24 protein-coding genes and 1 riboswitch are annotated in these 23,893 nt (G+C 71.8%); of the genes, 6 read left to right on the forward strand and 18 right to left on the reverse strand.

Translation table 11 applies throughout. The features are described from left to right. Positions 1 to 28 precede the first annotated feature (28 nt). The 4 genes from O3W51_RS30465 to O3W51_RS30480 all read right to left on the reverse strand — a co-directional run bounded on the left by O3W51_RS30465 (position 29) and on the right by O3W51_RS30480 (position 3,897). Positions 29 to 844: an SAM-dependent methyltransferase gene (locus tag O3W51_RS30465; RefSeq protein ID WP_138353042.1), complete on the reverse strand. Its 816-nt coding sequence runs from the start codon at positions 842 to 844 to the stop codon at positions 29 to 31. A gap of 224 nt (positions 845 to 1,068) precedes the next feature. Then, positions 1,069 to 2,310, reverse strand: a complete 1,242-nt coding sequence (locus tag O3W51_RS30470; RefSeq protein ID WP_244809084.1) for a carbohydrate-binding protein — start codon at positions 2,308 to 2,310, stop codon at positions 1,069 to 1,071. A 114-nt stretch (positions 2,311 to 2,424) separates the two neighbouring features. Continuing rightward, complete coding sequence (locus O3W51_RS30475) at positions 2,425 to 3,309, reverse strand: amidohydrolase family protein (RefSeq protein ID WP_138353041.1); 885 nt, start codon at positions 3,307 to 3,309, stop codon at positions 2,425 to 2,427. A gap of 144 nt (positions 3,310 to 3,453) precedes the next feature. Then, positions 3,454 to 3,897 (reverse strand): SRPBCC family protein, encoded by a 444-nt coding sequence (locus O3W51_RS30480; RefSeq protein WP_138353040.1) that lies wholly within the window; start codon positions 3,895 to 3,897, stop codon positions 3,454 to 3,456. Positions 3,898 to 4,040: 143 nt separating this feature from the next. Between O3W51_RS30480 and O3W51_RS30485 the strand changes: the two genes are divergently transcribed. Together O3W51_RS30485 and O3W51_RS30490 are read left to right on the forward strand one after the other, a co-directional pair. Continuing rightward, a complete protein-coding gene (locus O3W51_RS30485; RefSeq protein ID WP_443048354.1) occupies positions 4,041 to 4,784 on the forward strand; it encodes a TetR/AcrR family transcriptional regulator in 744 nt (247 codons plus the stop codon). A gap of 41 nt (positions 4,785 to 4,825) precedes the next feature. Continuing rightward, entirely contained in the window at positions 4,826 to 5,116 is a 291-nt protein-coding gene (locus O3W51_RS30490; protein WP_138353038.1) for a hypothetical protein, read from the forward strand. A 319-nt stretch (positions 5,117 to 5,435) separates the two neighbouring features. On the opposite strand, the gene O3W51_RS30495 is transcribed toward O3W51_RS30490, so the two are convergent. Next, the gene (locus O3W51_RS30495; protein ID WP_138353037.1) at positions 5,436 to 6,551 is read right to left on the reverse strand and encodes a hypothetical protein; all 1,116 of its coding nucleotides are present in this window, start codon (positions 6,549 to 6,551) and stop codon (positions 5,436 to 5,438) included. Between the two features lie 214 nt (positions 6,552 to 6,765). Here O3W51_RS30495 and O3W51_RS30500 point away from each other — a divergent pair, with 214 nt between their 5' ends. Together O3W51_RS30500 and O3W51_RS30505 are read left to right on the forward strand one after the other, a co-directional pair. Then, positions 6,766 to 7,335 carry a helix-turn-helix domain-containing protein gene (locus tag O3W51_RS30500; RefSeq protein WP_164299368.1) on the forward strand — a complete coding sequence of 190 codons (570 nt, stop codon included), beginning with the start codon at positions 6,766 to 6,768 and terminating at the stop codon, positions 7,333 to 7,335. Positions 7,336 to 7,445: 110 nt separating this feature from the next. Then, positions 7,446 to 7,901 carry an ImmA/IrrE family metallo-endopeptidase gene (locus tag O3W51_RS30505; protein WP_138353035.1) on the forward strand — a complete coding sequence of 152 codons (456 nt, stop codon included), beginning with the start codon at positions 7,446 to 7,448 and terminating at the stop codon, positions 7,899 to 7,901. On the opposite strand, the gene O3W51_RS30510 is transcribed toward O3W51_RS30505, so the two are convergent. Further along, on the reverse strand, positions 7,902 to 9,311 hold the full coding sequence (locus O3W51_RS30510; protein ID WP_138353034.1) for a peptidase C39 family protein: 1,410 nt from the start codon (positions 9,309 to 9,311) through the stop codon (positions 7,902 to 7,904). 150 nt (positions 9,312 to 9,461) lie between these two features. Then, positions 9,462 to 10,604: a M24 family metallopeptidase gene (locus O3W51_RS30515; protein WP_269287799.1), complete on the reverse strand. Its 1,143-nt coding sequence runs from the start codon at positions 10,602 to 10,604 to the stop codon at positions 9,462 to 9,464. Positions 10,605 to 10,705: 101 nt separating this feature from the next. Here O3W51_RS30515 and O3W51_RS30520 point away from each other — a divergent pair, with 101 nt between their 5' ends. Beyond that, positions 10,706 to 11,323, forward strand: coding sequence for a uridine kinase family protein (locus O3W51_RS30520; RefSeq protein ID WP_269287800.1), 618 nt, complete (start codon positions 10,706 to 10,708; stop codon positions 11,321 to 11,323). Positions 11,324 to 11,766: 443 nt separating this feature from the next. Further along, entirely contained in the window at positions 11,767 to 13,662 is a 1,896-nt protein-coding gene (locus tag O3W51_RS30525; RefSeq protein ID WP_138353031.1) for an AAA family ATPase, read from the forward strand. Positions 13,663 to 13,694: 32 nt separating this feature from the next. On the opposite strand, the gene O3W51_RS30530 is transcribed toward O3W51_RS30525, so the two are convergent. The 11 genes from O3W51_RS30530 to O3W51_RS30580 form a co-directional block, all read right to left on the reverse strand. Continuing rightward, positions 13,695 to 14,747, reverse strand: coding sequence for a hemolysin family protein (locus O3W51_RS30530; RefSeq protein WP_164298280.1), 1,053 nt, complete (start codon positions 14,745 to 14,747; stop codon positions 13,695 to 13,697). Further along, a complete protein-coding gene (locus O3W51_RS30535) occupies positions 14,744 to 16,087 on the reverse strand; it encodes a hemolysin family protein (protein WP_138353029.1) in 1,344 nt (447 codons plus the stop codon). The genes O3W51_RS30530 and O3W51_RS30535 overlap by 4 nt, the downstream gene beginning before the upstream one ends. Positions 16,088 to 16,264: 177 nt before the next feature. Next, a complete protein-coding gene (locus O3W51_RS30540; RefSeq protein WP_138353028.1) occupies positions 16,265 to 16,756 on the reverse strand; it encodes a PH domain-containing protein in 492 nt (163 codons plus the stop codon). Then, positions 16,756 to 17,604 (reverse strand): ATP phosphoribosyltransferase, encoded by an 849-nt coding sequence (hisG, locus tag O3W51_RS30545; protein ID WP_138353027.1) that lies wholly within the window; start codon positions 17,602 to 17,604, stop codon positions 16,756 to 16,758. Before hisG ends, O3W51_RS30540 begins: the two co-directional genes overlap by 1 nt. Positions 17,605 to 17,670: 66 nt before the next feature. Further along, positions 17,671 to 17,943: a phosphoribosyl-ATP diphosphatase gene (locus tag O3W51_RS30550; protein ID WP_138353026.1), complete on the reverse strand. Its 273-nt coding sequence runs from the start codon at positions 17,941 to 17,943 to the stop codon at positions 17,671 to 17,673. Between the two features lie 34 nt (positions 17,944 to 17,977). After that, positions 17,978 to 18,463, reverse strand: a complete 486-nt coding sequence (gene ribH, locus O3W51_RS30555) for a 6,7-dimethyl-8-ribityllumazine synthase (protein WP_138353025.1) — start codon at positions 18,461 to 18,463, stop codon at positions 17,978 to 17,980. An 87-nt stretch (positions 18,464 to 18,550) separates the two neighbouring features. Continuing rightward, positions 18,551 to 19,855, reverse strand: coding sequence for a bifunctional 3,4-dihydroxy-2-butanone-4-phosphate synthase/GTP cyclohydrolase II (locus O3W51_RS30560; RefSeq protein WP_138353024.1), 1,305 nt, complete (start codon positions 19,853 to 19,855; stop codon positions 18,551 to 18,553). Next, positions 19,852 to 20,508 (reverse strand): nicotinamide mononucleotide transporter family protein, encoded by a 657-nt coding sequence (locus O3W51_RS30565; protein ID WP_138353023.1) that lies wholly within the window; start codon positions 20,506 to 20,508, stop codon positions 19,852 to 19,854. Before O3W51_RS30565 ends, O3W51_RS30560 begins: the two co-directional genes overlap by 4 nt. Next, positions 20,505 to 21,113: a riboflavin synthase gene (locus tag O3W51_RS30570; protein WP_138353022.1), complete on the reverse strand. Its 609-nt coding sequence runs from the start codon at positions 21,111 to 21,113 to the stop codon at positions 20,505 to 20,507. The genes O3W51_RS30565 and O3W51_RS30570 overlap by 4 nt, the downstream gene beginning before the upstream one ends. Beyond that, positions 21,114 to 22,229 carry a bifunctional diaminohydroxyphosphoribosylaminopyrimidine deaminase/5-amino-6-(5-phosphoribosylamino)uracil reductase RibD gene (gene ribD, locus O3W51_RS30575; protein WP_138353021.1) on the reverse strand — a complete coding sequence of 372 codons (1,116 nt, stop codon included), beginning with the start codon at positions 22,227 to 22,229 and terminating at the stop codon, positions 21,114 to 21,116. Positions 22,230 to 22,353: 124 nt separating this feature from the next. Next, a riboswitch (FMN riboswitch) is annotated at positions 22,354 to 22,484 on the reverse strand. 132 nt (positions 22,485 to 22,616) lie between these two features. Then, positions 22,617 to 23,840 (reverse strand): ROK family transcriptional regulator, encoded by a 1,224-nt coding sequence (locus tag O3W51_RS30580; protein WP_138353020.1) that lies wholly within the window; start codon positions 23,838 to 23,840, stop codon positions 22,617 to 22,619. Between the last annotated feature and the right edge of the window lie 53 nt (positions 23,841 to 23,893).

The raw sequence follows: 23,893 nt of genomic DNA on the forward strand, positions 1-23,893 counted from the left end.
GAGTCCCCGGTCCCCGCCGGCTGTGAGGTCACGCCTTGAGCCCCACGCCGGCGAAGCCGACGAAGGCCGCGGGGTCCTCTTCGTGACCGGCCGGGGTGTCCGGATGCCAGTCGGGCATCGGGACCAGACCGGGTTCGATGAGCTCGAAGCCCTCGAAGAACGCGGCCACTTCGGCCCGCGTGCGCATGATCAGCGGGGAGCTGGCCTTGCGGTAGACGCCCTGGACGCCGCCGCCCTGCTCGGGCGAGATGGGGCCGCCCTCGGTCGAGGCGTGGGTCAGGACCAGCAGGCTGCCGGGGGCGAGCGCGTCGCGCAGCTCGGCCACCGCGGCGGCCGGGTCGTCCTCGTCGGCCAGGAAGTGGAGGACGGCGACGAGCAGCAGCGCCACCGGCCGGTCGAAGTCGAGGAGCTCGGTGGCCTCGGGGCTGGTCAGGATGTCCTTGGGCGTGCGCAGGTCGGCGGCGGCGATCCGGGCGGTCGGATTGCCCTCGAGCACCGCCCGGCTGTGCGCCACGGCCACCGGGTCGCTGTCGACGTAGAGCACCCGGGCGCCGGGGCTGGCGGCCTGGGCGACCTCGTGCACATTGCCGAAGGTCGGTATGCCGGAGCCGATGTCCAGGAACTGGGTGATGCCCTGGTCGACGGCGTAGCGGACCGCGCGGCGCATGAACGCGCGGTTCGCCTGCATGATCTTGGGGAGCCCGGGGAAGATCTCCATGGCCTGGCGGGCGGCCTCGCGGTCCACCTCGAAGTTGTGCGAACCGCCGAGGTAGTAGTCGTAGATACGCGACACACTCGGCACCGAGAGGTCAATACCCTGGGGTGCCCAGGCGGGACGCTCCATCACGGTCTCCAGCTCATCAGATGATCTTGGACTGACCAAGATACCGGCCTGCACTCGACCCGAGGCTATCGATCACCCGGGCGAAGCGGAATATCATCCGGAAATGGTCCGTCCGTTTTCGGCGAGAACTCCCGGCATATGCACCTGCCAAAACGCGCCGCTGCGGATTCGCGCACATCACGCCGTCCCGGCAGCGTATGCCGTGACCGGGCTTCAGTGGAATGTCAGCAGGCGCCTTCGTCCACCCAGACACCCCATTCGCCGGTGGTGCCGGGCTCCTCGTTCTGGGTCCACCACTTGGCCTTCCACTTGTGGCCGTTGTGGGAGACCTCATTGGTGTTCACGTATATCGCGGTACTGCTCCACGCCGCTACCGTGCACTGGCCCGGCGGGTTCGTCGGAGGCGTGGTGGGGGGCGTCGTCGGAGGGTTCGTGGGCGGGGTCGCGCCGGCGAACTTCACCGAGAACTTGGCGAATTCCCAGGGCGTCTGCGCAACGCTGCTGCAGACTCCGGAAGTGGTGCCGTTTTCCGGCGGGGTGCACTGACGGTCACGGTTGAGTGACCAGAAGGTGAACCGCCCCATTCCGTGGCTGGTGGCGTAGTCCAGCACCGTCTGGAAATCGGCCTGGCGGAAGTACTCGCCGGTGTCGCTGCGGCCGTTCATTCCGGAGAAGCCCTCGTGGGCGTAGGCGGTGGCGGCGTTCCAGCCGAACGTCGTCTGCAGGATCGAGTTGAAGTTGGTGAGTGCGCTGGTCTGCGCCGCCGCCCCGTTGAAGCCGCCGTCGAACGGCATGATCGAGAAATTGTTGGGCGTGAAGCCCTGGGCCTTGGCCTCGTTCAGCATCTGCTTGCCGAACCAGCCGGTGCCGTCGGCGGTTCCGGCCGTGGTCACCGAGACGTAGAGGCCGGGGTTGTTCTGCTGGAGGATCTTCGCGGCGCCGATCTCGTGGGAGATCGCGGTGGCATTCTCGTACTCCGGTTCCTCGAGGTCGAAGTCGATCGCCTTCAGCTGGTACTTGGTGATGACCTGCTGGTACGCGGCGGCGGTCGCCGCCGAGGTGGAGCAGGCCTGGCCGAGCTTGGTGCCGCCGTAGCCGCCGATGGAGACGGAGACGTCACCGCCCTTGGCACGGATCCCGCTGATCACCGAGGCCACCGCGGTGTCGGAGGAGACAGCCGCGGTTCCGTCCCAGGTCGGGCTGCAGCCGCCGCCGTTGGGGGCGAGGATGAACGCGAGCTGGAACGCCTTGAGTCCGGTGGCGTCCATGATCGCGCCCGCGTCGGGGGGATTGTTGTCCCGGGGCATCAGATACGGCGCCGCCGCGTACCAGTTGTTGCCCAGGGCGGCCGCCGCGGTCTCGGCGCCGGACGCCTGGCCCGTGCCGAGCGTGGCGGCGGCGGCTAGGCCGGCCGCCGCGAGGGTGGCTGCCGCCACCCCGGAACAGAGTGCTTTGAGGCGCTTCACGTCGTACCTCCTGTGGGGGGAAACGCAGCCAGAATCCAGCTGTGACGCGAACTCGTCAAGGCTTTGGACTAGACCTAGGACTAAACCACTAAAGGCCTGCGACCTGGCGTGCCATCAGATTCCGAAGAGGATCGAGGCGTTGTCGTGGCACACGGCGCGCAGCCAGGCGTCTCCGAGGCCGAGTCGTTCGAGCGACTCCAGGCCATGGGCGTAGGAGTACGGGATGTTCGGGAAGTCGCTCCCCCACAGGATCCGGTCGCCGAGGTCCGCGAGCCGCCGGTACTCCGCCCTGGGCAGCGGGGCGGACTCCTCGGAGAAGTCGGTGAACGCCATCGTCGTGTCCAGCAGGACCCCGGGGTGGCGTTCCGCCAGGTCCAGGAAGGCGGTGTAGTCGGGCATCCCCATGTGCGCGACGACCAGCCGCAGCCGGGGATGCCGCTCCAGCACCCGGGCCATCGGCCCGGGTCCGGTGAACTTGCCGGGCACAGGGCCGGACCCGCAGTGCGTCACCACCGGGATCCCCGCCTCGGCCAGCAGCCCCCAGACCGGCTCCAGCCAGGCGTCGTTGGGGTCGTAGGCCCCCACCTGGACATGCGACTTGAAGACCCGGGCGCCGCCCTCGACGGCCGCGCGCACATAGTCCGCGGCGCCCTCCTCCGGGAAGAAGGTGGCGGTGCTCAGGCAGTCCGGCGTCCGGGCGGCGAAGTCCGCCGCCCAGCTGTTCAGCCAGCCGGCCATCCCCGGCTTGTGCGGGTAGACCATGGACGTGAACGCCCGGACGCCGAACCCGCGCAGTACCGCGAGCCGTTCGTCCTCCTGGTGGCGGTAGGTGATGGGCCAGCGGCGGCCGACGAGCGGCCCGGCGGCGTCGAAGTACGCCCACACCTTGTCCAGCACGCGTTCCGGCATGAAGTGCGTGTGCACATCGATCAGCCCCGGCAGCCCCAGTCCGCGCCAGAACGCGGTCACCCGTGCGTCGTCCGCGCCTGTCTCCATCATGCGGGGGCCCTCCGCCCGTTCCGTACGGTCCTGGTCCGTCCGGTCCCAGGGTCCGTCGGGGACATGATCGCAGAGGGCCCCGAGGGGGTGGCGGCCCGCCCGGGGACGCCACCGGCCCGCCGCGCCACCTCGTTCAGGCGGGTGTCAGGCGGGCGTTCCGCCTTCGGCCGCCGACTTCAGGGCGTCGAGCCAGTCGACGAGCGAGGCCGTGAGCCCGGCCCGCATCCCGTCGGGATCGGCCCGGACGGGTTCGCCGTCCCAGGACTCCCGGGTCCGCACCACGACGCCGCCGGCGCCCGGCTCGAACGTCCAGACGTGGATGCCGATGATGCCGTGGGCCGGGCCGCCCCAGGCGATGCGGCCCATCGGGGTGATCTCACCGATGGTGGAGGTGATCGTGAGACCGGCGGTCTGCCACTCGAAGATCCCTCCCACCTCCAGTTCGGTGGTCAGGCGGGCGCTGGTGATACCGGGGTTCCAGCGCGGCCAGGAGCCGATGTCGGTGTGCAGCCGCCAGATCGTCTCCAGCGGGGCGTCGATGGTGACGCTGAGGTCGGCGATGGCCGGAGCCGCGTGATCGATGTCCATGATGTCCTTCACTTCTTCTCGTGGGCAGGTGACAGCGGCCGGAAGTCCTTACCAGGACCTCCAGGCGTTATGGTCAATCGCTTTCGTTACACACTATAACAGTTGCTAAGATGGGTCACGCAACCCAGGGGAGGACACATTTCGTGATGGCGGCAGCCGAGGGCCCACGGGCCCGGTTCCGGGAGCAGACGCGCAACGAGATCAAGGTGATCGCCCTGCGGCAGTTGGCCGAGGGCGGTACGGACGGTGTCGCGCTCACCCGCATCGCCAAGGAACTGGGCATGTCGGGGCCGGCCCTCTACCGCTACTTCGCGAGCCGGGACGATCTGCTCAGCGCCCTGATCCGTGATGCCTACGACGATCTGGCGACGGCGATCGAGCAGGCCGTCGCGGCCGGCTCCGAGGCCGCGTCACCGCGCGCCCGGCTGCACGCGCTGGCCGGCTCGTTCCGGGCCTGGGCCGTGGCCGACCCGCACCGCTATCTGCTGATCGCGGGCGCCCCGGTGCCCGGCTACACGGCCCCGCCCGACACCCTGCTGCGCGCCCGCGCGGCGCTCGGACCCTTCATGAAGGTCTTCGTCCAGGGGCGGCCGAAGCCGGCCATGGAAACGCTGGTGGGCCAGATGGAGGCCTGGGCCGAGCGGGATCCCGCGGTGGCCGGATGGTTCGCGGAGCACACCGGGCCCTGGGACCCGCCCGAGTCGGCGGCCTCGGCGGCCGGCCGGGGCACGGCTCTCGCCGGCGCCGTCCTCACCTGGTCCCAGCTGCACGGATCGGTCAGTCTCGAAGTATCGTCCCAGTTCAGCGGCATGGGCCACAGCCCGTCGACGCTGCTCACGGCCTCGCTGGACGCCCTGGCCGACGCCTTCGGCCTGCCCGCCGTCTAGGCCAGGTCGCAATTGTGGGTCCGGCGGCGGATCCTGGCCCCATGGGAAACACCTATCGGGGCTGGGCAACAGTGATCGCCGACGGGACCGGAACCGCGGTCGAGGCCGATCTGTACGCGATTCAGGAAAAGGGCCGCCTCTCGGCCTGGCACGGCAGCCTCCACACCGGCGCGGGGGCGAGCCGGTGGGCGGTGCGCGGCAAGACGCTGGACCTGCGGCTGCCCAACGGGCGGCAGGGCGAGTGCGTCATCACCAAGGTATTCCCGGAGACGGGACGTGCCGAGGTCACCGGGAACGGGCCCGTGCCGTTCGGATCGGAGCACGAGAGGTAGTCGGAACCGCACGACACCCAGCCGCACGGAACCGCACCGAACGGGCGTCGAGCCGCGCGCGGAATGGCAGCCGCCCCGGTCCCTGGACGCAGGATCGGGGCGGCCGGACCCACTTGGCGAACAGTGCCTCCCGACAACCGGTGCGCTTCCGTGGGTCGCCCGGAGCGGCGGCCGAAGCCCTGCCGATCAGGCGTCCGGAGCAGCGCGGCACCCAGGCGCATGCGATGCGGTCCCACTCTGACCAACGGTCACTCGAGCCCCATGGGCACGTCACTCGATCGAGTGAATACTCGATCCGCATATGACGTGGGGCGCTCCGTCAGCAGTCGAGGGTGAGCGGCGGCCGCCATACACCGCCGTCCCCGGGAGTCCCCGTCGCGGTGCCGAAGGTCAGCGGCACGAAGATGGCTCCGGCGGCGGTCTCGTTCCTGCTGCCGGTCCACAGGTCGATGCCCTGGAAGGCCTGCCCGTCCATGAGGCTGACGGTGCGGGGCTGTCCGCCGCAGGAGTTGGCGGAGAAGACCCGGCGGCCGTTGGCGGGCTGGCCGAAGCCCAGGTTCACCGGCGCGGTCCAGGTGCCGTACAGACTCGGAGCGGTGGCGTACCCGGTCCCGGTCCCGGTGCAGTAACCGCAGTTGGCGTCGGAGTAGGTCAGGACGTACCGGCCCGCGGCCGCGTCGTACCAGCCGCCAGGACTCTCGATGTGGGCCAGGCCGGCGACACCCTGGACACCCGTGCCGTCACCGCCCACGCCCCAGGTGTTGAGTTCCTCGATGTTGAGGGCGGCGCTGCCCGGCATCGTGCACACCAGGGCCGGGCGGGCGCCGGGGGTCGCACTGGCGATGAAGCCGAAGTCGCCGTTGGCCGCGCAGATGGTCAGCGACGGTTTGACGTAGGAACCGTGCGGCGGGCCGGCGGAGGGGCCGCACGGGCCGAGGGGCCCGTTGCACCCCATGGCGTTGTACGCGTTGGCGTGGTTCCGGGCGTAGTCGGCCGGCGAGTTGAACCACAGGATGAAGGTGCCGTCGTCGCTGCCCCAGCCGGTGCGCTGGAGCATCCGCGGGTTGAAGCACCCGTAGGCCGATCCCCCGCCGCACTCGGTCTGCCATGTCGTGCTCGTCCAGGGGTCGGTGTCCGCGGGCGAGAATAAGCGGACCGGCGTGGACCAGGGCCCGGTCAGGGACGGCGCGCTGGACGCCCCGAATCCGCACCAGGTGCTGGGGACCTGCCACTGGAACCCGCAGCGGTACTGGGTTCCGTAGGCGTAGTAGGTGCCGCCGAACTTCTGGATGACCCCGTCGTGCAGGTCCAGCGAGAGCGGCAGGGTGAAGGAGGGCGGCGGCGGGTCGTCGGCCTGGGAGGCGGGCGCGCCGGCACCCAGGAGGACGGAAGCGGCTAGGACAAGAGCGGCGAGCAGGGCCCGGGTACGGGACACGACGCCTCCTGTTCCGATCGGAGAGTCGATCAGCGCGGCTTGCGCACCAGTAAGATTACGTAAGTATCAGACGGAGGGTCAAGATAATGACCCGTTATATTCCGTAAGATTAGGTAACTAAAGGCCGTGGATCGGGAATCGCTAGGGTCGCGCTGCCGGATCTTGCTAGCTTGTTGTCTGTTGTTGCCCGGCGTTTCCCAGGAGAGCTGACGGCGTGAATCGGGACCCCGAAGCATGGAAGAGGCTCGGCAGGCTGCTCCGTGACGCGCGGGACCGGCGCGGGCTCACCCAGGCGAAGTTCGCCGAGGAGGCCGGGGTCTCCACCAAGGCCGTGTACAGCGCCGAGGCCGGCGCGACGCCCATGAAGCAACTGCCGCGCACCGTCGTCAAGATCGCCGCCGCCCATGGCTGGACCCCCGAGAGCATCCATGTCGTGCTCGACGGGGGCGATCCGGCGCTGGTCCACCGGGCCGGGCAGCCGGAAGAGCCACCGCTGCGGCCGGCGCCCGGCGAGGCGGCGCACCCCAGGGGCCCCGGGCTGATCGAACTGATGCCCAGGGTCTACGAGTTCGGGCGGCTGTGCTCGGCGCTCGGCGGGGACCCCGCGCTGCGCGACGCCTTCGAGACCGCGCTCCAGCGGCTCGTCGAGTCGATCCCCCGCGAGGTCGTGGCGACGCAGGACAGCCACCGCCTGGCGGCCTACCGCCCCCACGCGGAGGGCGAAGGGCCCGCGAGGGACGACGAGGAGCGGATTCTGCGGGCGATGGAGCGCACTCCGGAGTAGCGCGCCTTCGAACGATTTCGGAACGTTTCCTTCCATTAATCGCGCACTTGAGGTACATCTGTTGATCTGCCAGGGTGCCTCCCACACGTCTGATAGACGTAGGGGGACCTATGCCCTATTCGCCGGCCGCGCTGCTGGATGAGATGCACATCCCCGTAATTCGTGAGTGGCTCCGCGACACCTGGGGCGCCTGGTCACCGGTCCACCGGAAGATCGTCATCGCTGCGGGTCTCAGCCCTGTCCAGGAACGGTGCGTCCTCGCACACGAGCTCGAACACGTCCTCAGCGATGACGCGGCCTGTGGGTTCGGCGTCCTGAGCATCCATCAGGAGCGGCGGGCCGACATCGAGGCCGCCCGCAAACTCGTCGCCATATCCGACCTCGCCGAAGCGGCGGGATGGGCCCCGGACGTCCGCACCGCGGCCGCCGGGCTCGGTGTCACCGAGCGCATCCTGCGGATCCGCCTCCATGACCTGCGCGGCGAGGGCTGGCCGTGGCCGGCCGCAGCGGAGGGGACCCACCGGTACGGGTCCCCTCCGGCGCTGCCGGAAGGAACCCGTCCCTGATCAGCGGATGCCGACGGCGGCCAGCGCGCGGCGCTGCCCCGGGCTCGGGTGGGCCGGCCAGTAGAGGTAACAGACGCCGCCGGTCCCACTGCTGACGTTCCCGGAGGCGTTGTAGCGCTTGGTCCGCAGCCAGATGGTCTCGAACTGGGCCCGCTTGTAGACGTTGCGCACCGCGTCGTCGCTGGAGCTGGCCGGGTCGTTGGCCACCACATCGCCCTCCGCGGTGAAGCCGGCGATGCACATCAGGTGGCCGGAGGTGCCGTAGCCGGCGCCGTCCAGCTCGGTGGCGAGGAAGGACTGGGACGTTATCACCGGGATGCCGGCGCGGATCAGCCGTTCGACGTCGTTCAGCGAGTGCAGCCGTGTGATGACACCCTGCAGGTCACGGTAGGTGGCGGCGTAGGCGGCGTTGAACGGCCAGTTGCCGCAGCCCTGGTACTGGTTGTCGTACGTGAAGCGGGCCGCGTGGTCGACCTGCGGATCGGCGAAGGCCGGGTTCACCCACGCGAGGTCGGCCGCCGAGGGCTTGCGGCCCCAGTACTCGATGACCATCTCCGACGAGGTCGGGCTGCACCAGGCCTCGCCGCCGTTGTCGTACTCCGGGTACTGGCCCTTGTGGATGTTCTGCGAGTAGCGCGGCACCGGGAGTTCGATCCCGGCGCCCGCGCCGGGGACCGAGGCCGGGACGGTGAAGCGGTCGGGGATGGTGGAGGCCATCGCGCCCAGCCGCCAGAGCGTCGGGGTGAGCCGGCTGCCGGGCTTGCGGTAGAGGGTCACCCGCAGCCGGTACGAAGCGAGCAGCGGTCCGGCCGCCGCGTCGTCGATGGAGAAGGTGTCGGTCCAGATGCTGCTCTTGCCGTCGGTCTGGTCGTCGACCGAGGTGCGCTTGATGTCGCCGTCCCCGGAGGCCCAGCGGCCCATCACGTAGGCGGGAGTGGCGGTGCCGTCGGTGTAGGTCCCGAGCAGCTCGACCTGGAGCCAGGTGCCCGCCGGGGTACGGGCGTTCCACGAGGAGATCAGTTCGCTCGCGGGGTGCCGCAGGGTGTGCACCGGGGAGGTCCAGGTGGCGGAGTCCCAGGTGGAGGTGGTGCCGGTGTGCGGGTCGGTGTAGTCCAGCGAACCGCTGGGGCGGTCGATGACCAGACCGGGCCGTACCCCGGGCACCGGACGGGTGCCGCCGCGCTCGCCGCACCGCCAGTCGGTGTACGAGGTCCAGCCGGTGTAGTCCACCGGCGCGCTGTCGGCCGGCGCGCCGTGGGCGGGGGCGCCCCGGTCCGCGGCCCCCGCGTCTCCCGGCCGCCCGGCGGCTCGCGGGGCGGCGGCTGCCCGGGTCGCGGGAGCGGCCGCGGTGGCGGCCACCGCGGCGAGCGCGGCGGCCAGGACGGTGCGCCGCGGAGCGGGTCTGGTCATGGCGGTGTTCCCCTCGCTGTGAACGACGGAGTCGGTCCGGCCGCGTCGGCGGGCCCGCGGCGGATGCGCCTTACTATCGCGGCTCCTCCGGCCTTTCTGCCAGGGTTTCCGGCGCGTGCCACCGACCAACATTGGAACAGACCACTGACGCTATCCCGGCAGGACCACGAGGTCACGGCCCGTCAGGTTCAGCCGCTCGCCGGAGTTCTCGGTGCAGACCGCGATGTCCTCGATCCGGGCACCGAACCGGCCGGGGAGGTAGATGCCGGGTTCGATGGAGAACGCCATCCCCGGCTCCAGCGGGCGCTTGCTGCCCGCCACGATGTACGGCTCCTCGTGCGTCTCCAGGCCGATGCCGTGCCCCGTGCGGTGGATGAAGTGCTCGCCGTAACCGGCGCCGGCGATGATGTCGCGGCCGACGGCGTCCAGCGCCTCGGCGGTGATCCCCGGGCGCACCGCCTCGACCTGCGCGTGCTGGGCGCGCTGCAGCACGTCGTACAGCTCCCGGAAGTCGGGGTGAGGCTCGCCGACGGCGTAGGTGCGCGTCGAGTCGGAGCAGTAGCCGTCCTCGGTGGTGCCGCCGATGTCGACCACGACGGGATCGCCGGCCCGGACGACCCGGTCGGAGACCTCGTGGTGCGGGCTCGCGCCGTTGGGTCCCGAGGCGACGATGACGAAGTCGACGGTGACATGGTCGGTCGCGAGGATCGCGTCCGCGATGTCGCGGGCGATCTCGCGCTCGGTGCGGCCGGGCCGCAGCCACTCGCCCATCCTGCGGTGCACCCGGTCGATCGCGGCCCCGGCCCGCCGCAGCGCCGCCACCTCGGCCGGGCTCTTGCGCATCCGCAGCTCCTGCAGCACCTCGCCGGCCAGCACCGCCTCGGCCCGCGGCAGCGCGGCGGTGAAGGCGAGCAGCTTCTCGGCCCACATGTGGTTGTCGACGGCGACCCGGCGGGCGCCGGCCGGCAGCCGGCCGGCGATCAGCTCGTAGGCGTTGTCGGTCTCGGCGAAGCCGGTGATGTCGATACCGAGGCCGCCGACGGGCGAGGCCAGCGCGGCCGGCCGCTCCAGGGCGGGGACGACGAGGAACGCGTCGCCCTCGGTGGGCACCACCAGACAGGTGAGGCGCTCCAGCGGCAGCGCCTGATAGCCGGTGAGGTAGCGCAGATCGGCGCCCGGCGAGATGAGCAGGGCGTCCAGACCCGCGCCGGCGGCGGCCTTGCGGGCGAGTTCGAGGCGCTCGGCCGGATACAGCCCGGCGGAGTCGGCGGCGGAAGCTGCGGAGTCGGTCACGCGTCACACGGTAGACGCCCCTGGCGTCCGGCGGAGGCCGGCCGGCAGGACGCGTCGCGGCCCCGGCCGCGCCGTGCTCAGGGCTCGCTACGCTGGGCCCGATGAACGATCAAGCCGCCCCCGCCCCGAGCGACCCGCTCGCGGAGTTCGCCGCGCATCTGCGGGAGCTGCCGCCGTCGTGCGGCCCGGTCCGGATCGTCGCCGTGGACGGGCACGCCGGTTCCGGCAAGACCACGTACGCCGCCCGGCTCGCCGGCGCGCTCGGCGGGGCGCCCGTCGTCCATCTGGACGATCTGGCCACCCATGACGAGCTGTTCGCGTGGACCGGCCGGCTGCGGGAGCAGGTCCTGGAGCCGCTGGCCGCCGGCCGGACGGCACGGCACGGCGTCTACGACTGGACGCGGCGGCGCTTCGACGGCGTCCGCGAGGTGCCCCCCGCACCCGTCGTCCTCCTGGAGGGCGTCGGAAGCGGACGGGCCGCCCTCCGACCGCTGCTGTCGCACCTGCTGTGGCTCGAGGTCCCCCGTGACACGGCCAGGGAGCGCGGACAGTTGCGGGACGGCCCGGAGATGGACGCGTTCTGGTCCTCCTGGATGCGCGCGCAGGACGCGCACTTCGTGTCCGATCCCTCACAGCCGTTCGCGGACCATCTGGTACTGCTGAGACCAGAGGGATACGAGATGCTTCCGGGGCCCGGGAGGCACTCCCGAACACCATGATCCCTCACGGACGGTGACAGATTACCGCCGGTGCGCTGCCACTTCCAGAAGGCCCTCACGGAGCCCTCCGGAGCGGCTTGACCGGGGGGGTGTACAGGAATTACGTTCTCAATAAGCGGTCAGTGCGGGCCGCTCCCATGATCCGAAGCCCCCGGTTGTTCCCCCGTGACCGGGGGCTTCGCTGCGTCCCGGCCCGGTCCACCGGGCCCCTCGGGCCGCCTTTTCCTCACCCACTGTCACCACCCGGAGTCCGTGCGTCGAACGGCGCGGGGCCGAGGGGACCGCTGCGCCGCTCTACGGCACCGACGTCATCGCAGGTACGATGCGAACGGGGTGCGGTGGCAGGTGGGGGCACGACTCCCCTGCGCCAACTCCCGTCCCGGTCCTCAGGGTTGGGACGGGGTACAGCAGCAAGCCGCGGGGGAACGGTTGGTGGGGACCTGATGGACTTCGGGACAGAGCGCTCGGGCGCCCCCGCCGGCCTCGCCTGGCTGCGCGCCGTGGACGCCTACACCGTCGGGGCGTACGCGCAGGCCGAGGAGGAGTTCCGGGCCGCCGTCCGGCTCGATCCGGGCATGGCGGACGCCTGGCTTGGCCTGCACGCGCTGCGCGCGGACACCTCGACGGCGCTGCTCCAGATGTACCGCCACCGGGACCGCTTCGGCGAGGAGCGCCGGGCCCACCGGCGGTCGATCAACTCCTGGTACTGGCTCGGCTGGTGGGTGCAGCCGGTGCTGGAGTCGGACCGCGATCTGCTGCTCGCGCACGCCTCGCACTGGCTGGACGGCCGGCATGTCGCCGAGCTGGACCGCGCGCTGGCCGAGTGCCCGCCCGTCGACACCGACCGGCAGGTGCGCTTTCTGCACGCCTGCCGGGCCTATCTGGTCAAGGACTGGGAGCAGCTGGTCCGCAACACCGAGCCGCTGCTGGGCGATCCGGTGCTCGGCATCGAGGCGGGCCTGTTCGGCGGGATGGCCCGCGTCCGGCTGGAGCTGTGCGGGCAGGCCGAACCGCTGCTGGCCGCCGCGCTGATGCGCTGCCGCAGCGAGCAGCCGCAGCGCAAGGAGCTGCGCTACTGGCTGGCCCGCGCCTACGAGGGCACCGGCCGCACCGCCGCGGCGCTGCCGCTGTACCGGGCGGTGCACCGGGTGGACCCGGCGTTCATGGACACCGCCGCCCGGCTGGCCGCGATCAACGAGTCCGACGGGCTCGACGAGGGCGCGGGCGCCGGTCTGGCGGCCGTCTCGCTGTCCGGCCTCGGCCAGGCCTCCCCCGATGTGCTGGACGGCCCGGACTCCGCCCTGCTGACCGGCGAACCGATGGACGGCCGCGGCCCCGGCACCGAACTGGAGGAGCCCGCGCTGACGCTCGGCCCGCCGGACGACGACGTACGGGAGAAGGCCGGGGTGGCGTCCATGGCGCTGCCGCCCCCGCTGTCGATGACGGCGCCGGACCCGATGCTGCTCGGCCAGGCACTCGCCGAACTGGACCGCATGGTCGGGCTGGAGCCGGTGAAGCGGCAGGTGCGGGCGCTGTCGGCGCAACTGCGGATGGCCCGGCTGCGGGCCGGCCAGGGCCTGCCGGTGCAGCCCCCCAAGCGTCACTTCGTCTTCTCCGGCCCCTCCGGCACCGGCAAGACCACCGTGGCGCGGATACTCGGCCGGGTCTTCTACGCGCTGGGGTTGCTCGGCGGCGATCATCTCGTCGAGGCCCAGCGGTCCGACCTGGTGGGCGAGTTCCTGGGGCAGACCGCGGTCAAGGCCAACGAGCTGATCGATTCCGCGCTCGGCGGGGTGCTCTTCGTGGACGAGGCGTACGCCCTGTCCAACTCCGGCTACTCCAAGGGCGACGCCTACGGCGACGAGGCGCTCCAGGTGCTCCTCAAGCGCGCCGAGGACAACCGCGACCGCCTCGTGGTGATCCTCGCCGGCTATCCGGAGGGCATGGACCGGCTGCTGGCGGTGAACCCCGGGCTCAGCTCCCGCTTCACCACCCGGGTCGACTTCCCCAGCTACCGGCCGCTGGAGCTGACCCGGATCGGCGAGGTCCTCGCCGCGGACAACGGCGACCACTGGGACGAGGAGGCGCTGGAGGAACTGCGGGCGATCAGCGCCCATGTCGTCGACCAGGGCTGGATAGACGAGCTGGGCAACGGCCGGCTGCTGCGCACCCTGTACGAGAAGAGCTGCGCCTACCGCGATCTGCGGCTGTCGGACTACCCCGGCTCCCCCAACCGCGACGATCTGTCGACGCTGCGGCTCCCGGATCTGATGCAGGCCTACGGCGAGGTGCTGTCGGGGCGCGGCCCGGGGGTGCCGCCGGGCGAACCGGCCGAGTAGGCCGGTCCGCCACGGGTGGCGAACGCCAGGCGTCAGGTCCGTCCGGCGATCGTCGGCAGCTCGCGGTGCGCCGGGTCGCGGACCTCGCCGACCAGCATCTCCAGGACGTCCTCCAGCGCGACCAGTCCGATCGGGCGCCCGTCGGCGTCCGCGACCGCCGCGAGGTGCGACGCCGCCCGCCGCATCTGGGTGAGCGCGTCGTCCAGCGGCAGGTCGGCGCGGAGCGTCGCCATCGGGCGCCAGAGCCGCTGCGGCACCGGGTGGCTGCCGTCCTCGACGTCCAGGACGTCCTTGACGTGCAGATAGCCCAGATAGGCGCCGTCGGGGCCGGCCACCGGGAACCGTGAGTACCCGGTGTGCACGGTGAGTTCCTCGACCTGGCGCGGGGTCACCGACGGATCCACCGTGATCAGCTCGGCGGGGCGCAGCAGCACCTCGATGACCGGGCGGGTGCCCAGCTCCAGGGCGTCCTCCAGGCGTTCCTGCTCGTCGTGGTCGAGCAGCCCGGCCCGCCGGGCGTCCTCGACGAGCACCGTCAGCTCCTCGCTGGTGAAGACGGAGTCGACCTCGTCCTTCGGCTCGACCCGGAACAGCTTCAGGATCACCCGCGCGCAGCTGCCCAGTACGGTGATCACCGGCCGGAACACCCGGGCGAAGGCGACGAGTCCGGGGCTGAGCCACAGCGCGGTCTTCTCCGGGGCGGCCATCGCCAGGTTCTTCGGCACCATTTCGCCGATCACCAGGTGCAGCGAGACCACCACCGCGAGCGCCAGGACGTACCCGAGCGCGTGCGCCAGCCCCTCGGGCATCTGCGCGGCCTCGAAGAGCGGTTCCAGCAGATGGGAGATGGTCGGCTCGGCGACCGCGCCCAGGGTGAGCGAGCAGACGGTGATGCCGAACTGGGCCGCCGCCATCATGCGCGGCAGGTTCTCCAGCCCGTACAGGACGGTACGGGCCCGCCGGTGTTCCGCGGCGAGCGGTTCGATCTGGCTGCGGCGTACCGAGACCAGGGCGAACTCCGCGCCGACGAAGAAGCCGTTGGCGAGCACCAGCAGGACGGCGAAGAGCAGTTGGAGGACGCTCATCGGGCGGCCCCCTGTTCGTCCTGGGTGCCGGCACCGGTGCCGGTGCGCACGATGCGCACCCGTTCCGCCCGGTGGTGGGAGACCTCCCGCACCCGCAGCTCCCAGTCGGGCAGCACCGCGGTGTCACCGGGTTCGGGGATCCGCGCCAGCAGGTCGGCGACGAGCCCGGCGACCGTCTCGTACGGGCCCTCCGGGGCCTGCAGCCCGATCCGGGCGAGCGTGTCCACCCGGCAGCCGCCGTCGGCGTCCCAGGCCGGCAGGCCGTCCTCGGCCGCGGCCTGTGCCAGTTCCGGCAGGTCCACGGCGTCGTGCTCGTCGCGCACCTCGCCGACGAGTTCCTCGATGATGTCCTCCAGGGTCACGACACCGGCCGTGCCGCCGTACTCGTCGACGACGACGGCGATCGGCTGCTGGCTGCGCAGCAGTTGCAGCAGCTGCCGGCCCGCCAGCGTCTCGGGGACCAGCAGCGGCGAGACCGAGATCCGGCCCACCGGGGTGCGGTCGCGCAGCGGGGCGGCGACGGCGAGGGCGTTCTTGAGGTGGACCATCCCGATGATGTCGTCCAGCCGTTCCCGGTAGACCGGGAAGCGGGACAGGCCGGTGGCCCGGGTGAGGTTGAGGACGTCGGCGGCGGTGGCGGTGTCCTCCAGCGCGCTGACCCGGACCCGGGGCGTCATCACGTTGGCGGCCGTCAGGTCGCCGAGCGACAGGGTACGGACGAACAGGTCGGCGGTGTCCTGCTCCAGGGTGCCGGCCTGCGCCGAGTGCCGGGCGAGGGAGACCAGTTCGCTGGGGGTGCGGGCCGAGGCCAGCTCGTCGGCGGGCTCGACGCCGAGCATCCGCACCAGCCGGTTGGCGATCCGGTTGAGCACTTCGATGACCGGCCGGAAGGCGGTGGAGAACACCCGCTGCGGGCCGGCCACGAACCGGGCCACCTGCAGCGGGCGGGAGACCGCCCAGTTCTTGGGGACGAGCTCGCCGACGACCATCTGGACGGCCGAGGCGAGCATCATGCCGATGACGACACCGACCCCGGGGGCGGCGCGCTCGGGCAGTCCGGCCGAGGTGAGCGGGCCGGTGAGCAGCTGGGCCAGCGCCGGTTCGGCGAGCATGCCGACCACCAGCGAGGTGATGGTGATGCCCAGCTGGGTGCCGGAGAGCTGGAACGACAGCTTCCGCAGCGCGGCCACCACGCTCCGGGCCCGGCGGTCGCCCTCGGCGGCGGCGCGTTCCGCGGCCGGCCGGTCGACGGTCACCAGACCGAATTCGGCGGCGACGAAGAAGCCGTTGGCGAGGATCAGGACGAATGCCGCACACAGCAGCAACAACGAGGTGCTCATGCCGCCGCTCCGGGAATTACGGGAACTCCGCTGGAGGGAGGGGCGGCGCAGGTACTACCAGACGATTTGGACATCGTCGTTTGGGTGTCACTCCTTGGGTCGGTGGGGCCCCGCGGGCAGTCTGCGGAAGCACTGCCCGACTCCAGAGTAATCAAGAGCGGGGCTCGGTCGGCAGCCCTACCTGGTGCCGGGCTGCCCTGTGCCGCGCGCTTCGGCCAGCGCCCGCAACTGGCGGGCGGCGCGGACCGCCTGGTCCCGGCCGCCACCGGGCTGGATGCCCATCGCGGCCAGGCTGGTGCCGTCGGTGAGGTCGAGATAGACCCACGGGTCGCCGGTCCGCAGATTGACCTTGACGACCTCGGCCCATTCCAGCCGGCGGCTGGCGACCAGGTTCACCACGGTGATCCCGTCGTCGTCCGCGACCACCTTGGGCCGGCTGAGCACCGCGAGCAGCGCGAAGATCAGCAGTCCGGTGATGATCATGGTGGCCCGGTCCCCCGGGCCCCAGGGCTGCGCTCCGTCGCTGGGCATCATCAGGGCGACGGCGGTGAGCACGACGAGCAGGCCCGCTCCGACCGTCAGCAGCACCACGCGGGTGCGGACCGGACGGAAGGTGACGGGCAGCTCGGGCAGGACCGCGGCGGCGGACGGGCCGGGTTTGCCGGACATCACAGGCGCGCGGCGTGGATGCCGGTGGTGAGGATCGCGCGGGCGCCGAGCTCGTACAGCTCGTCCATGATCCGCTGGGCGTCGCGGCTGGGGACCATGGCGCGGACGGCGACCCAGCCCTCGTGGTGCAGCGGCGAGACGGTCGGCGACTCCAGGCCCGGGGTGAGGGCCACGGCCCGCTCGACCTGCTCCACGCGGATGTCGTAGTCCATCATCACGTAGCGGCGGGCGACCAGGACGCCCTGCAGCCGGCGCAGGAACTGCGCGACCTTGGGGTCCTCGCCGTCCACACCCGTACGGCGGATGACGACCGCCTCGGACTCCATGATCGGCTCGCCGAAGACCGCCAGCCCCGCGTTGCGCAGCGAGGTGCCGGTCTCGACGACGTCCGCGATGACCTGGGCGACGCCCAGCTGGATCGCGGTCTCGACGGCGCCGTCCAGGTGCACGACGGAGGCGTCGATGCCGTTGTCCGCCAGGTGCTTCTCGACGACGCCCTCGTAGGAGGTGGCGACCGTCATGCCCCCGAGGTCCTTGACCGACTCCGCCGTTCCCGGCTCCGCGGCGTAGCGGAACGTGGAGCGGGCGAAGCCGAGCTGGAGGATCTCCTCGGCGTCCGCGCCCGAGTCCAGCAGCAGGTCACGGCCGGTGATGCCGATGTCGAGCCGGCCGGAGCTGACGTAGATCGCGATGTCGCGCGGCCGCAGGTAGAAGAACTCCACGTCGTTGTCACTGTCGACGAGGACGAGCTCCTTGGACTCCTTGCGCTGCCGGTAGCCGGCCTCATGGAGCATCGCCGACGCAGGCCCGGAGAGTGAACCCTTGTTGGGAACGGCGATGCGCAGCATGAGGACAGCTTCCTTTGCGGTTCGGGGTGTTCGGGACGCGAGCGGCGGTGCGGTGCGGGTGCCGGCTCAGAGATGAGCGTAGACGTCGTCCAGGGAGATGCCCCGGGCGACCATCATCACCTGCAGGTGGTAGAGCAGCTGGGAGATCTCCTCGGCGGTGCGGTCGGCGCCTTCGTACTCGGCGGCCATCCACACCTCGGCGGCCTCTTCGACCACCTTCTTGCCGATCGCATGCACACCGCTGCCCACCAGCTCGGCGGTGCGGGAGGTACTGGGGTCGCCGGTGGCGGCCTTGTGCTGGAGCTCGGTGAAGAGCTCCTCGAATGTCTTCTTGGCCATGGTGGCTCACACCCTACGCGGAAGTGCCGGACGCTCAGCGCCAGGGTTCGGATACTGAACGCAGGATGGTCGCGGTGGCCACCGCGGCGGTGACCGCTTCGTGGCCCTTGTCCTCGTTCGACCCGGGCAGTCCGGCCCGGTCCAGCGCCTGCTCCTCGGTGTCGCAGGTCAGCACGCCGAAGCCGACGGGCACCCCGGTGTCCACGCTGACCTGGGTGAGGCCGGCGGTGACACCGTGGCTGACGTACTCGAAGTGCGGGGTGCCACCGCGGATGATCACGCCGAGGGCGACGATCGCGTCGTAGCCGCGGCCCGCCAGCACCTTGGCGACGACCGGCAGCTCGAAGCTGCCGGGCACCCGCAGGACGGTCGGCTCGTCGATGCCCAGCTCGGCCAGGGCGCGCAGCGCGCCCTCGACCAGGCCGTCCATGACCTGGACGTGCCACTGGGCCGCGATCACTGCCACGCGCAGGTCACCGCAGTTCTTCACGGTCAGCTCGGGGGCGCCCTTACCGCTCACGTCTCTCCTCAGTTCCGGTGCTCGTCGTACTGGTCGTACGGGGTCGTGCGGGGTGGTGCGGGTGGTCGTGCGGGTGGTTCGCCGCCGCTACTGGTTGCCGCAGGGGCTGGTCACGACCGGGTCGAGCCACGGCAGGTCGTGGCCCATCCGGTCCCGCTTGGTGCGCAGGTACCGCAGATTGTGCTCCCCCGCCACGACAGCCATCGGCTCGCGGGCGAGGACCTTCAGGCCGTGGCGGGTGAGCGCGTCGACCTTCTCCGGGTTGTTCGTCAGCAGCCGCACCGACCGCACACCGAGGTCGGTGAGCATCTGCGCGGCGGCGCCGTAGTCGCGGGCGTCGGCGGGCAGGCCCAGTTCCAGGTTGGCGTCCAGGGTGTCGCGGCCGCGCTCCTGGAGCTCGTACGCGCGCAGCTTCGACAGCAGGCCGATGCCGCGGCCCTCGTGGCCCCGCAGATAGACGACGACACCGCGGCCCTCGGAAGCCACCCTTTCGAGCGACGCCTGGAGCTGCGGTCCGCAGTCGCAGCGCTGCGAGCCGAAGACGTCGCCGGTGAGGCATTCGGAGTGCACCCGCACCAGGACGTCGTCGCCGTCGGCGAGGGCGCCGGTCGCGTCGAGGTCACCGGCGATGAGCGCGATGTGCTCGATGCCGTCGGTGGTGCTGCGGTAGCCGTACGCCCGGAAGTCGCCGAAGGCGGTGGGCAGCCGGGTCGCGGCCTCGCGGCGCACGGTGGGCTCGGACGCCCGGCGGTAGGCGATCAGATCCTCTATGGAGATGATCGACAGGCCGTGCTTGCGGGCGAACGGCACCAGCTCGGGGAGCCGGGCCATGGTGCCGTCCTCACGGGCGATCTCCACGATGGCCGCGGCCGGCCGCAGTCCCGCCAGCCGCGCCAGGTCGACCCCGGCCTCGGTGTGGCCGTTGCGGACCAGGACGCCGCCCGGGCGGGCGCGCAGCGGGAAGACATGGCCGGGGCGCACGAAGTCGCCCGCTACGGAGGCGGGGTCGGCGAGCATCCGGATGGTGGTGGCCCGGTCGGCGGCGGAGATGCCGGTGGTCACGCCGTGCGCGGCGCTCGCGTCGACCGAGACGGTGAACGCGGTCTTCATCGACTCGGTGTTGGCCTCGACCATCTGCGGCAGTTCCAGCCGGTCGAGCTCCGGGACCTCCATCGGCACGCAGATCAGCCCGCGGCACTCGCTCATCATGAAGGCGACCAGCTCAGGGGTGGCCTTCTCGGCGGCGATGATGAGATCGCCCTCGTTCTCACGGTCCTCGTCGTCGACGACGACGACGGGACGGCCGGCGGCGATGTCGGCGATGGCCCGTTCGACCGGGTCGAGCGCGAGATCACCGTCGTGGTCGGCGTACCAAGTCTGCAGCGCGGTCATGCTGTGGCTCCATCCGGGACGGTCCCGCTCGGCGTCCTGTCCGTCCGGGTCTGCAGCCACCAGGCGCGCAGACCGAGGACGACCAGGACGAAGTAGATGACATAGACCAGGCCCGAGAAGGCCAGCCCGTTGTTGAAGGCGAGGGGGACACCGACCACGTCGACGGCGAGCCACGCGAACCAGAACTCCACCCAGCCACGGGCCTGGGCGACCATGGCGGTCAGCGTGCCGACGAAGATGTACGCGTCGGGCCACGGGTCCCAGGACAGCTTCGGGTAGGCGGTGAAGAGCAGCGCCAGGGCGACGGTGCCCGCGGCGGTGCCGGCCACCAGCCAGGCCCGCTCCGTCCAGGTGGCGAAGCGGATGGCCAGCCGGCCCTTCGTGGCACCGCCGCGCCGCCACTGGGCCCAGCCCCACACCGCGACGGTGACGACCACGATCTGCTTGCCGATACCGCCGCTGAGGTGCGCGGAGGCGTAGGCGGCGACCAGCACGAGGCCGGAGAGCAGCTGTACCGGCCAGGTCAGCAGGGAACGCCGCCAGCCGAGCGCCAGGGCGCCCAGACCGAGCAGGTTCCCCGCCATGTCCGACCGGAGGATGTGCTGGTCGAACGCGGTGAACGCCTCGCCGTTGAGCCAGTCCAGCGCACTCATGGCGTGGTCTCCGTCCGGTTCGCGCCGAGCAGCCGCTCGACGTACTTGGCGAGTACGTCCACCTCGAGGTTGACCGGGTCGCCGGGCTGCTTGAAGCCGAGCGTGGTGAGCGCGAGGGTGGTCGGGATGAGGCTGATGGTGAAGTAGTCGGGGCCCGCGTCGACCACGGTGAGGCTGATGCCGTCGACGGTGATCGAGCCCTTCTCGACGACGTAGCGGGTCAGCTCGGCGGGCAGCGAGACCTTGACGATCTCCCAGTGCTCGGCCGGCTTGCGCTCGACGATGGTGCCGGTGCCGTCCACATGGCCCTGGACGAGGTGGCCGCCGAGCCGGCCGCCGAGCGCCATCGGGCGCTCCAGGTTGACGCGGGAGCCGGCGGCCAGCGCGCCGAGGCTGGAGCGGCTGAGCGTCTCGGCCATCACGTCGGCGGTGAACTCGCCGTCCCCGAAGTCCACGACGGTGAGACAGACGCCGTTGACGGCGATCGAGTCGCCGTGCTTGGCGCCTTCGGTGACGACAGGGCCGCGCACCCGGAAGCGGCTGGCGTCGGCCAGCTCCTCGACTGCGGTGATCTCGCCCAGTTCTTCGACGATTCCGGTGAACACTCAGTTCTCCTCGGCGTGGGGATAAGCGGTGATGCGGAGGTCGGGACCGATGCGTACCGTCTCGGTCACATCGAGCCGCAACGCCTGCGTGATGGTGGTGATTCCGGCGTCGGCCAGCGCGGTGGGTCCGGCGCCGAGCAGAACGGGTGCGAGATAGCCGACGACCTTGTCGACGGCGCCCGCGGCCACGAAGGCGCCGGCCAGGGTCGGGCCGCCCTCCAGGAGCACGGAGCGGACCCCGCGCTCGTACAGGGCGGTGAGCAGGGCGGGGATGTCCAGTCCTGGGCCGGCTGCCGCGCGGGGCAGCCGGACGGTCTCGGCGAGGCCGTCCAGGTGGGCGGTCCTGGTGTCCTGGGCGACCGCGATCAGGGTGGGCGCGGCGTCGTCCAGCACCCTGGCGCCGGGTTTGACGGTGGCGGCGGTGTCGACGACGACCCGCAGCGGCTGGGTGGCGCCGTCCAGGCCGCGCACCGCGAGGTGCGGGTCGTCGGCGCGCAGGGTGCCGGAGCCGGCGACGACGGCGTCCGCCTCGGCGCGCAGCCGGTGGACGTCGGCGCGGGACTCCGGGGAGGTGATCCAGCGGCTGGTGCCGTCGGCGGCGGCGATCCGGCCGTCGAGGGTGCTCGCGTACTTCCACACCACGAACGGGCGGCGGCGGGCGAGGGTCGTCAGCCACACCTCGTTGCCGCGGGCGGCCTCGGCGGCGAGCAGTCCGCCCTCGACGTCGACCCCCGCGGCGCGCAGGGTCGCGGCACCGCCGGTGGCGTCGGGGTTCGGGTCGGCGACCGCGTAGACGACACGGGCGATGCCGGCCTCGATGAGGGCCTGGGAGCAGGGGCCGGTCCGGCCGGTGTGGTTGCAGGGTTCGAGGGTGACCAGCGCGGTGCCGCCGCGGGCCGACTCCCCCGCCGCGCGCAGCGCGTGGACCTCGGCGTGCGGGCCGCCGGCCCGCTGGTGCCAGCCCTCACCGACGGTGCGGCCCGCGGCGTCCAGGACGACGCAGCCGACGACGGGGTTGGGGCTGGTGGAGCCGAGCCCGCGGGCGGCGAGCTCGATGGCTCGGCGCATTGCCGCGATGTGGGCCGGAACGGGGGCCACCGGGTCCTCCTGCCTCATAGGGCACGGACTCCGGGGCTGTCACGAAGGACAGGAAGCGGACGATGCACCAAGAGACGCCGAGGCCGGAAAACGGTTCGCCCGAAGGACGAGCCGACAGCAGCGGCGCACCGGTGATTGCCCGCCGCGCACTGCCTCCCATCCGGACTTTCACCGTCGGTCCAGGAATTTCACCTGGTCAACCGCCCGCTGGCTGCGGACGGGTCGCGGACTGTAACCGCCGGTTCGGAATTACACCGACCCCGGAGTGCGCAAACGTCACTGATACATCCCTCAGTCTGCCACGTCCGATCACAGCACCGGTAGAGAGGCGACTGTGCTCTGGCTCACGAGAGGGGCCGGAATACGGTCCGGGAGGGCTTCCACGGGGACGACCAGGGGTGCGGGTCACGGCGCGGGGACGAACAGGTCCTCCTGGGCGGCGTCCATGGCGGACAGCACGGCGCCGCGCAGGACCGCGCTGCCGGTGACCGTGCCGGCCCGTACGTCGGTGCTCAGCGGCGACATGAGCGGGAGCCGCTCCGCGACCCTGCCGGCCAGCGCCTCGCCGCCGGCCCGGCCGATCTCTCCGGCCAGCACCACGCAGCCGGGGTCGAGCACCGCGCAGACCGCCGCGGTGCCGATGGAGATCCGGTCGGCGAGCTCGTCCAGGAACGCTGCGTTCCGCTCCCCCGGCCCGGATCCGCGGGCCCAGCGGACGGCGGCCTCGGCCGTGTCGACGCCGTCGCCCGGGTCAGGGAAGCCGTGCCGGCGCGCGAGCGCGCAGACCGCGGCGGAGCCGGCCAGGGAGTGGAAGCCGCCCTCGCAGTCGGTGACGGACGGCAGCCGCGAGGTGCCGGGCACCGGCAGGAAGCCGATCTCGCCCGTACCGCCCGAGGCGCCGCGCCGCAGCCGGCCGTCGAGGACGACGGCCGCCCCGACACCCGCGCCGAGCCACAGCAGGACGAAGGTGTGCTGGCCGAGGGCCGCGCCGACGCGCTGTTCCGCTATCGCGGCCAGGTTGCACTCGTTCTCCAGCAGGACCGGGATGCCGAGCCGGCCGCGTACCTCGGTGACCAGGTCGCCGTGCCAGGCGGGCAGCGCGCCGGTGGCGCGGAGCTGGCCGGTGGCGGGGTCGACGAGGCCCGGCGCCCCGAAGGCGACGGTGTGCAGCGCTCCCGCGCCCGCCTCGCGGGCGGTGCGCTCCAGCAGTGCCGTCCCGCGCCGCGTCACCTCTTCCGGGTCGTCGGACGGGCCGACGGGCATGGCCGCGGTGGCGACGGTGCGGCCGAGCAGATCGGCGACGGTGATGCCGATGCTGTAGGTGCGGATGTCCACTCCGGCGATGTACGCGAGGTCGGCGACGATCGCGTAGAGCCGGGCGTTGGGACCGCGGCGGTCGTCCCCCGACGTGCCGACGACCTCGATCAGCCCGGCGTCCTGCAGCCGCTCGACCAGGTCCGCGACGCTGGGCCGGGACAGCCCGGTGAGGTTCTTCAGCTGGGCGGCGGTCAGCGGCCCCTCGCTCTGCAGCAACCCCAGCGCCAGCCGGTCGTTGATGACACGCGCCGTGCGCGGCGAGGCGGTGGGGCCGGGGAGCGCGGTGTCGTTGTGCGCGCGGGTGGCGGTCATGCCGGGATCCTTCCAGACACGGGCCGTGGAACAGGCATCCGAAAAGCCATTTC

This window comes from Streptomyces sp. H39-C1, from assembly GCF_027158125.1.
Taxonomy (GTDB): Bacteria; Actinomycetota; Actinomycetes; order Streptomycetales; family Streptomycetaceae; genus Actinacidiphila; species Actinacidiphila fildesensis.

Excerpts from the sequence above, each read along its gene's own strand:
- O3W51_RS30465 (WP_138353042.1), bottom strand. The coding sequence starts at position 844 with ATGGAGCGTCCCGCCTGGGCACCCCAGGGTATTGACCTCTCGGTGCCG.
- O3W51_RS30475 (WP_138353041.1), bottom strand. The coding sequence starts at position 3,309 with ATGATGGAGACAGGCGCGGACGACGCACGGGTGACCGCGTTCTGGCGC.
- O3W51_RS30480 (WP_138353040.1), bottom strand. The coding sequence starts at position 3,897 with ATGGACATCGATCACGCGGCTCCGGCCATCGCCGACCTCAGCGTCACC.
- O3W51_RS30490 (WP_138353038.1), top strand. The coding sequence starts at position 4,826 with ATGGGAAACACCTATCGGGGCTGGGCAACAGTGATCGCCGACGGGACC.
- O3W51_RS30505 (WP_138353035.1), top strand. The coding sequence starts at position 7,446 with ATGCCCTATTCGCCGGCCGCGCTGCTGGATGAGATGCACATCCCCGTA.
- O3W51_RS30510 (WP_138353034.1), bottom strand. The coding sequence starts at position 9,311 with ATGACCAGACCCGCTCCGCGGCGCACCGTCCTGGCCGCCGCGCTCGCC.
- O3W51_RS30520 (WP_269287800.1), top strand. The coding sequence starts at position 10,706 with ATGAACGATCAAGCCGCCCCCGCCCCGAGCGACCCGCTCGCGGAGTTC.
- O3W51_RS30525 (WP_138353031.1), top strand. The coding sequence starts at position 11,767 with ATGGACTTCGGGACAGAGCGCTCGGGCGCCCCCGCCGGCCTCGCCTGG.
- O3W51_RS30530 (WP_164298280.1), bottom strand. The coding sequence starts at position 14,747 with ATGAGCGTCCTCCAACTGCTCTTCGCCGTCCTGCTGGTGCTCGCCAAC.
- O3W51_RS30535 (WP_138353029.1), bottom strand. The coding sequence starts at position 16,087 with ATGAGCACCTCGTTGTTGCTGCTGTGTGCGGCATTCGTCCTGATCCTC.
- O3W51_RS30540 (WP_138353028.1), bottom strand. The coding sequence starts at position 16,756 with ATGTCCGGCAAACCCGGCCCGTCCGCCGCCGCGGTCCTGCCCGAGCTG.
- hisG (WP_138353027.1), bottom strand. The coding sequence starts at position 17,604 with ATGCTGCGCATCGCCGTTCCCAACAAGGGTTCACTCTCCGGGCCTGCG.
- O3W51_RS30550 (WP_138353026.1), bottom strand. The coding sequence starts at position 17,943 with ATGGCCAAGAAGACATTCGAGGAGCTCTTCACCGAGCTCCAGCACAAG.
- O3W51_RS30560 (WP_138353024.1), bottom strand. The coding sequence starts at position 19,855 with ATGACCGCGCTGCAGACTTGGTACGCCGACCACGACGGTGATCTCGCG.
- O3W51_RS30565 (WP_138353023.1), bottom strand. The coding sequence starts at position 20,508 with ATGAGTGCGCTGGACTGGCTCAACGGCGAGGCGTTCACCGCGTTCGAC.
- ribD (WP_138353021.1), bottom strand. The coding sequence starts at position 22,229 with ATGAGGCAGGAGGACCCGGTGGCCCCCGTTCCGGCCCACATCGCGGCA.
- O3W51_RS30580 (WP_138353020.1), bottom strand. The coding sequence starts at position 23,840 with ATGACCGCCACCCGCGCGCACAACGACACCGCGCTCCCCGGCCCCACC.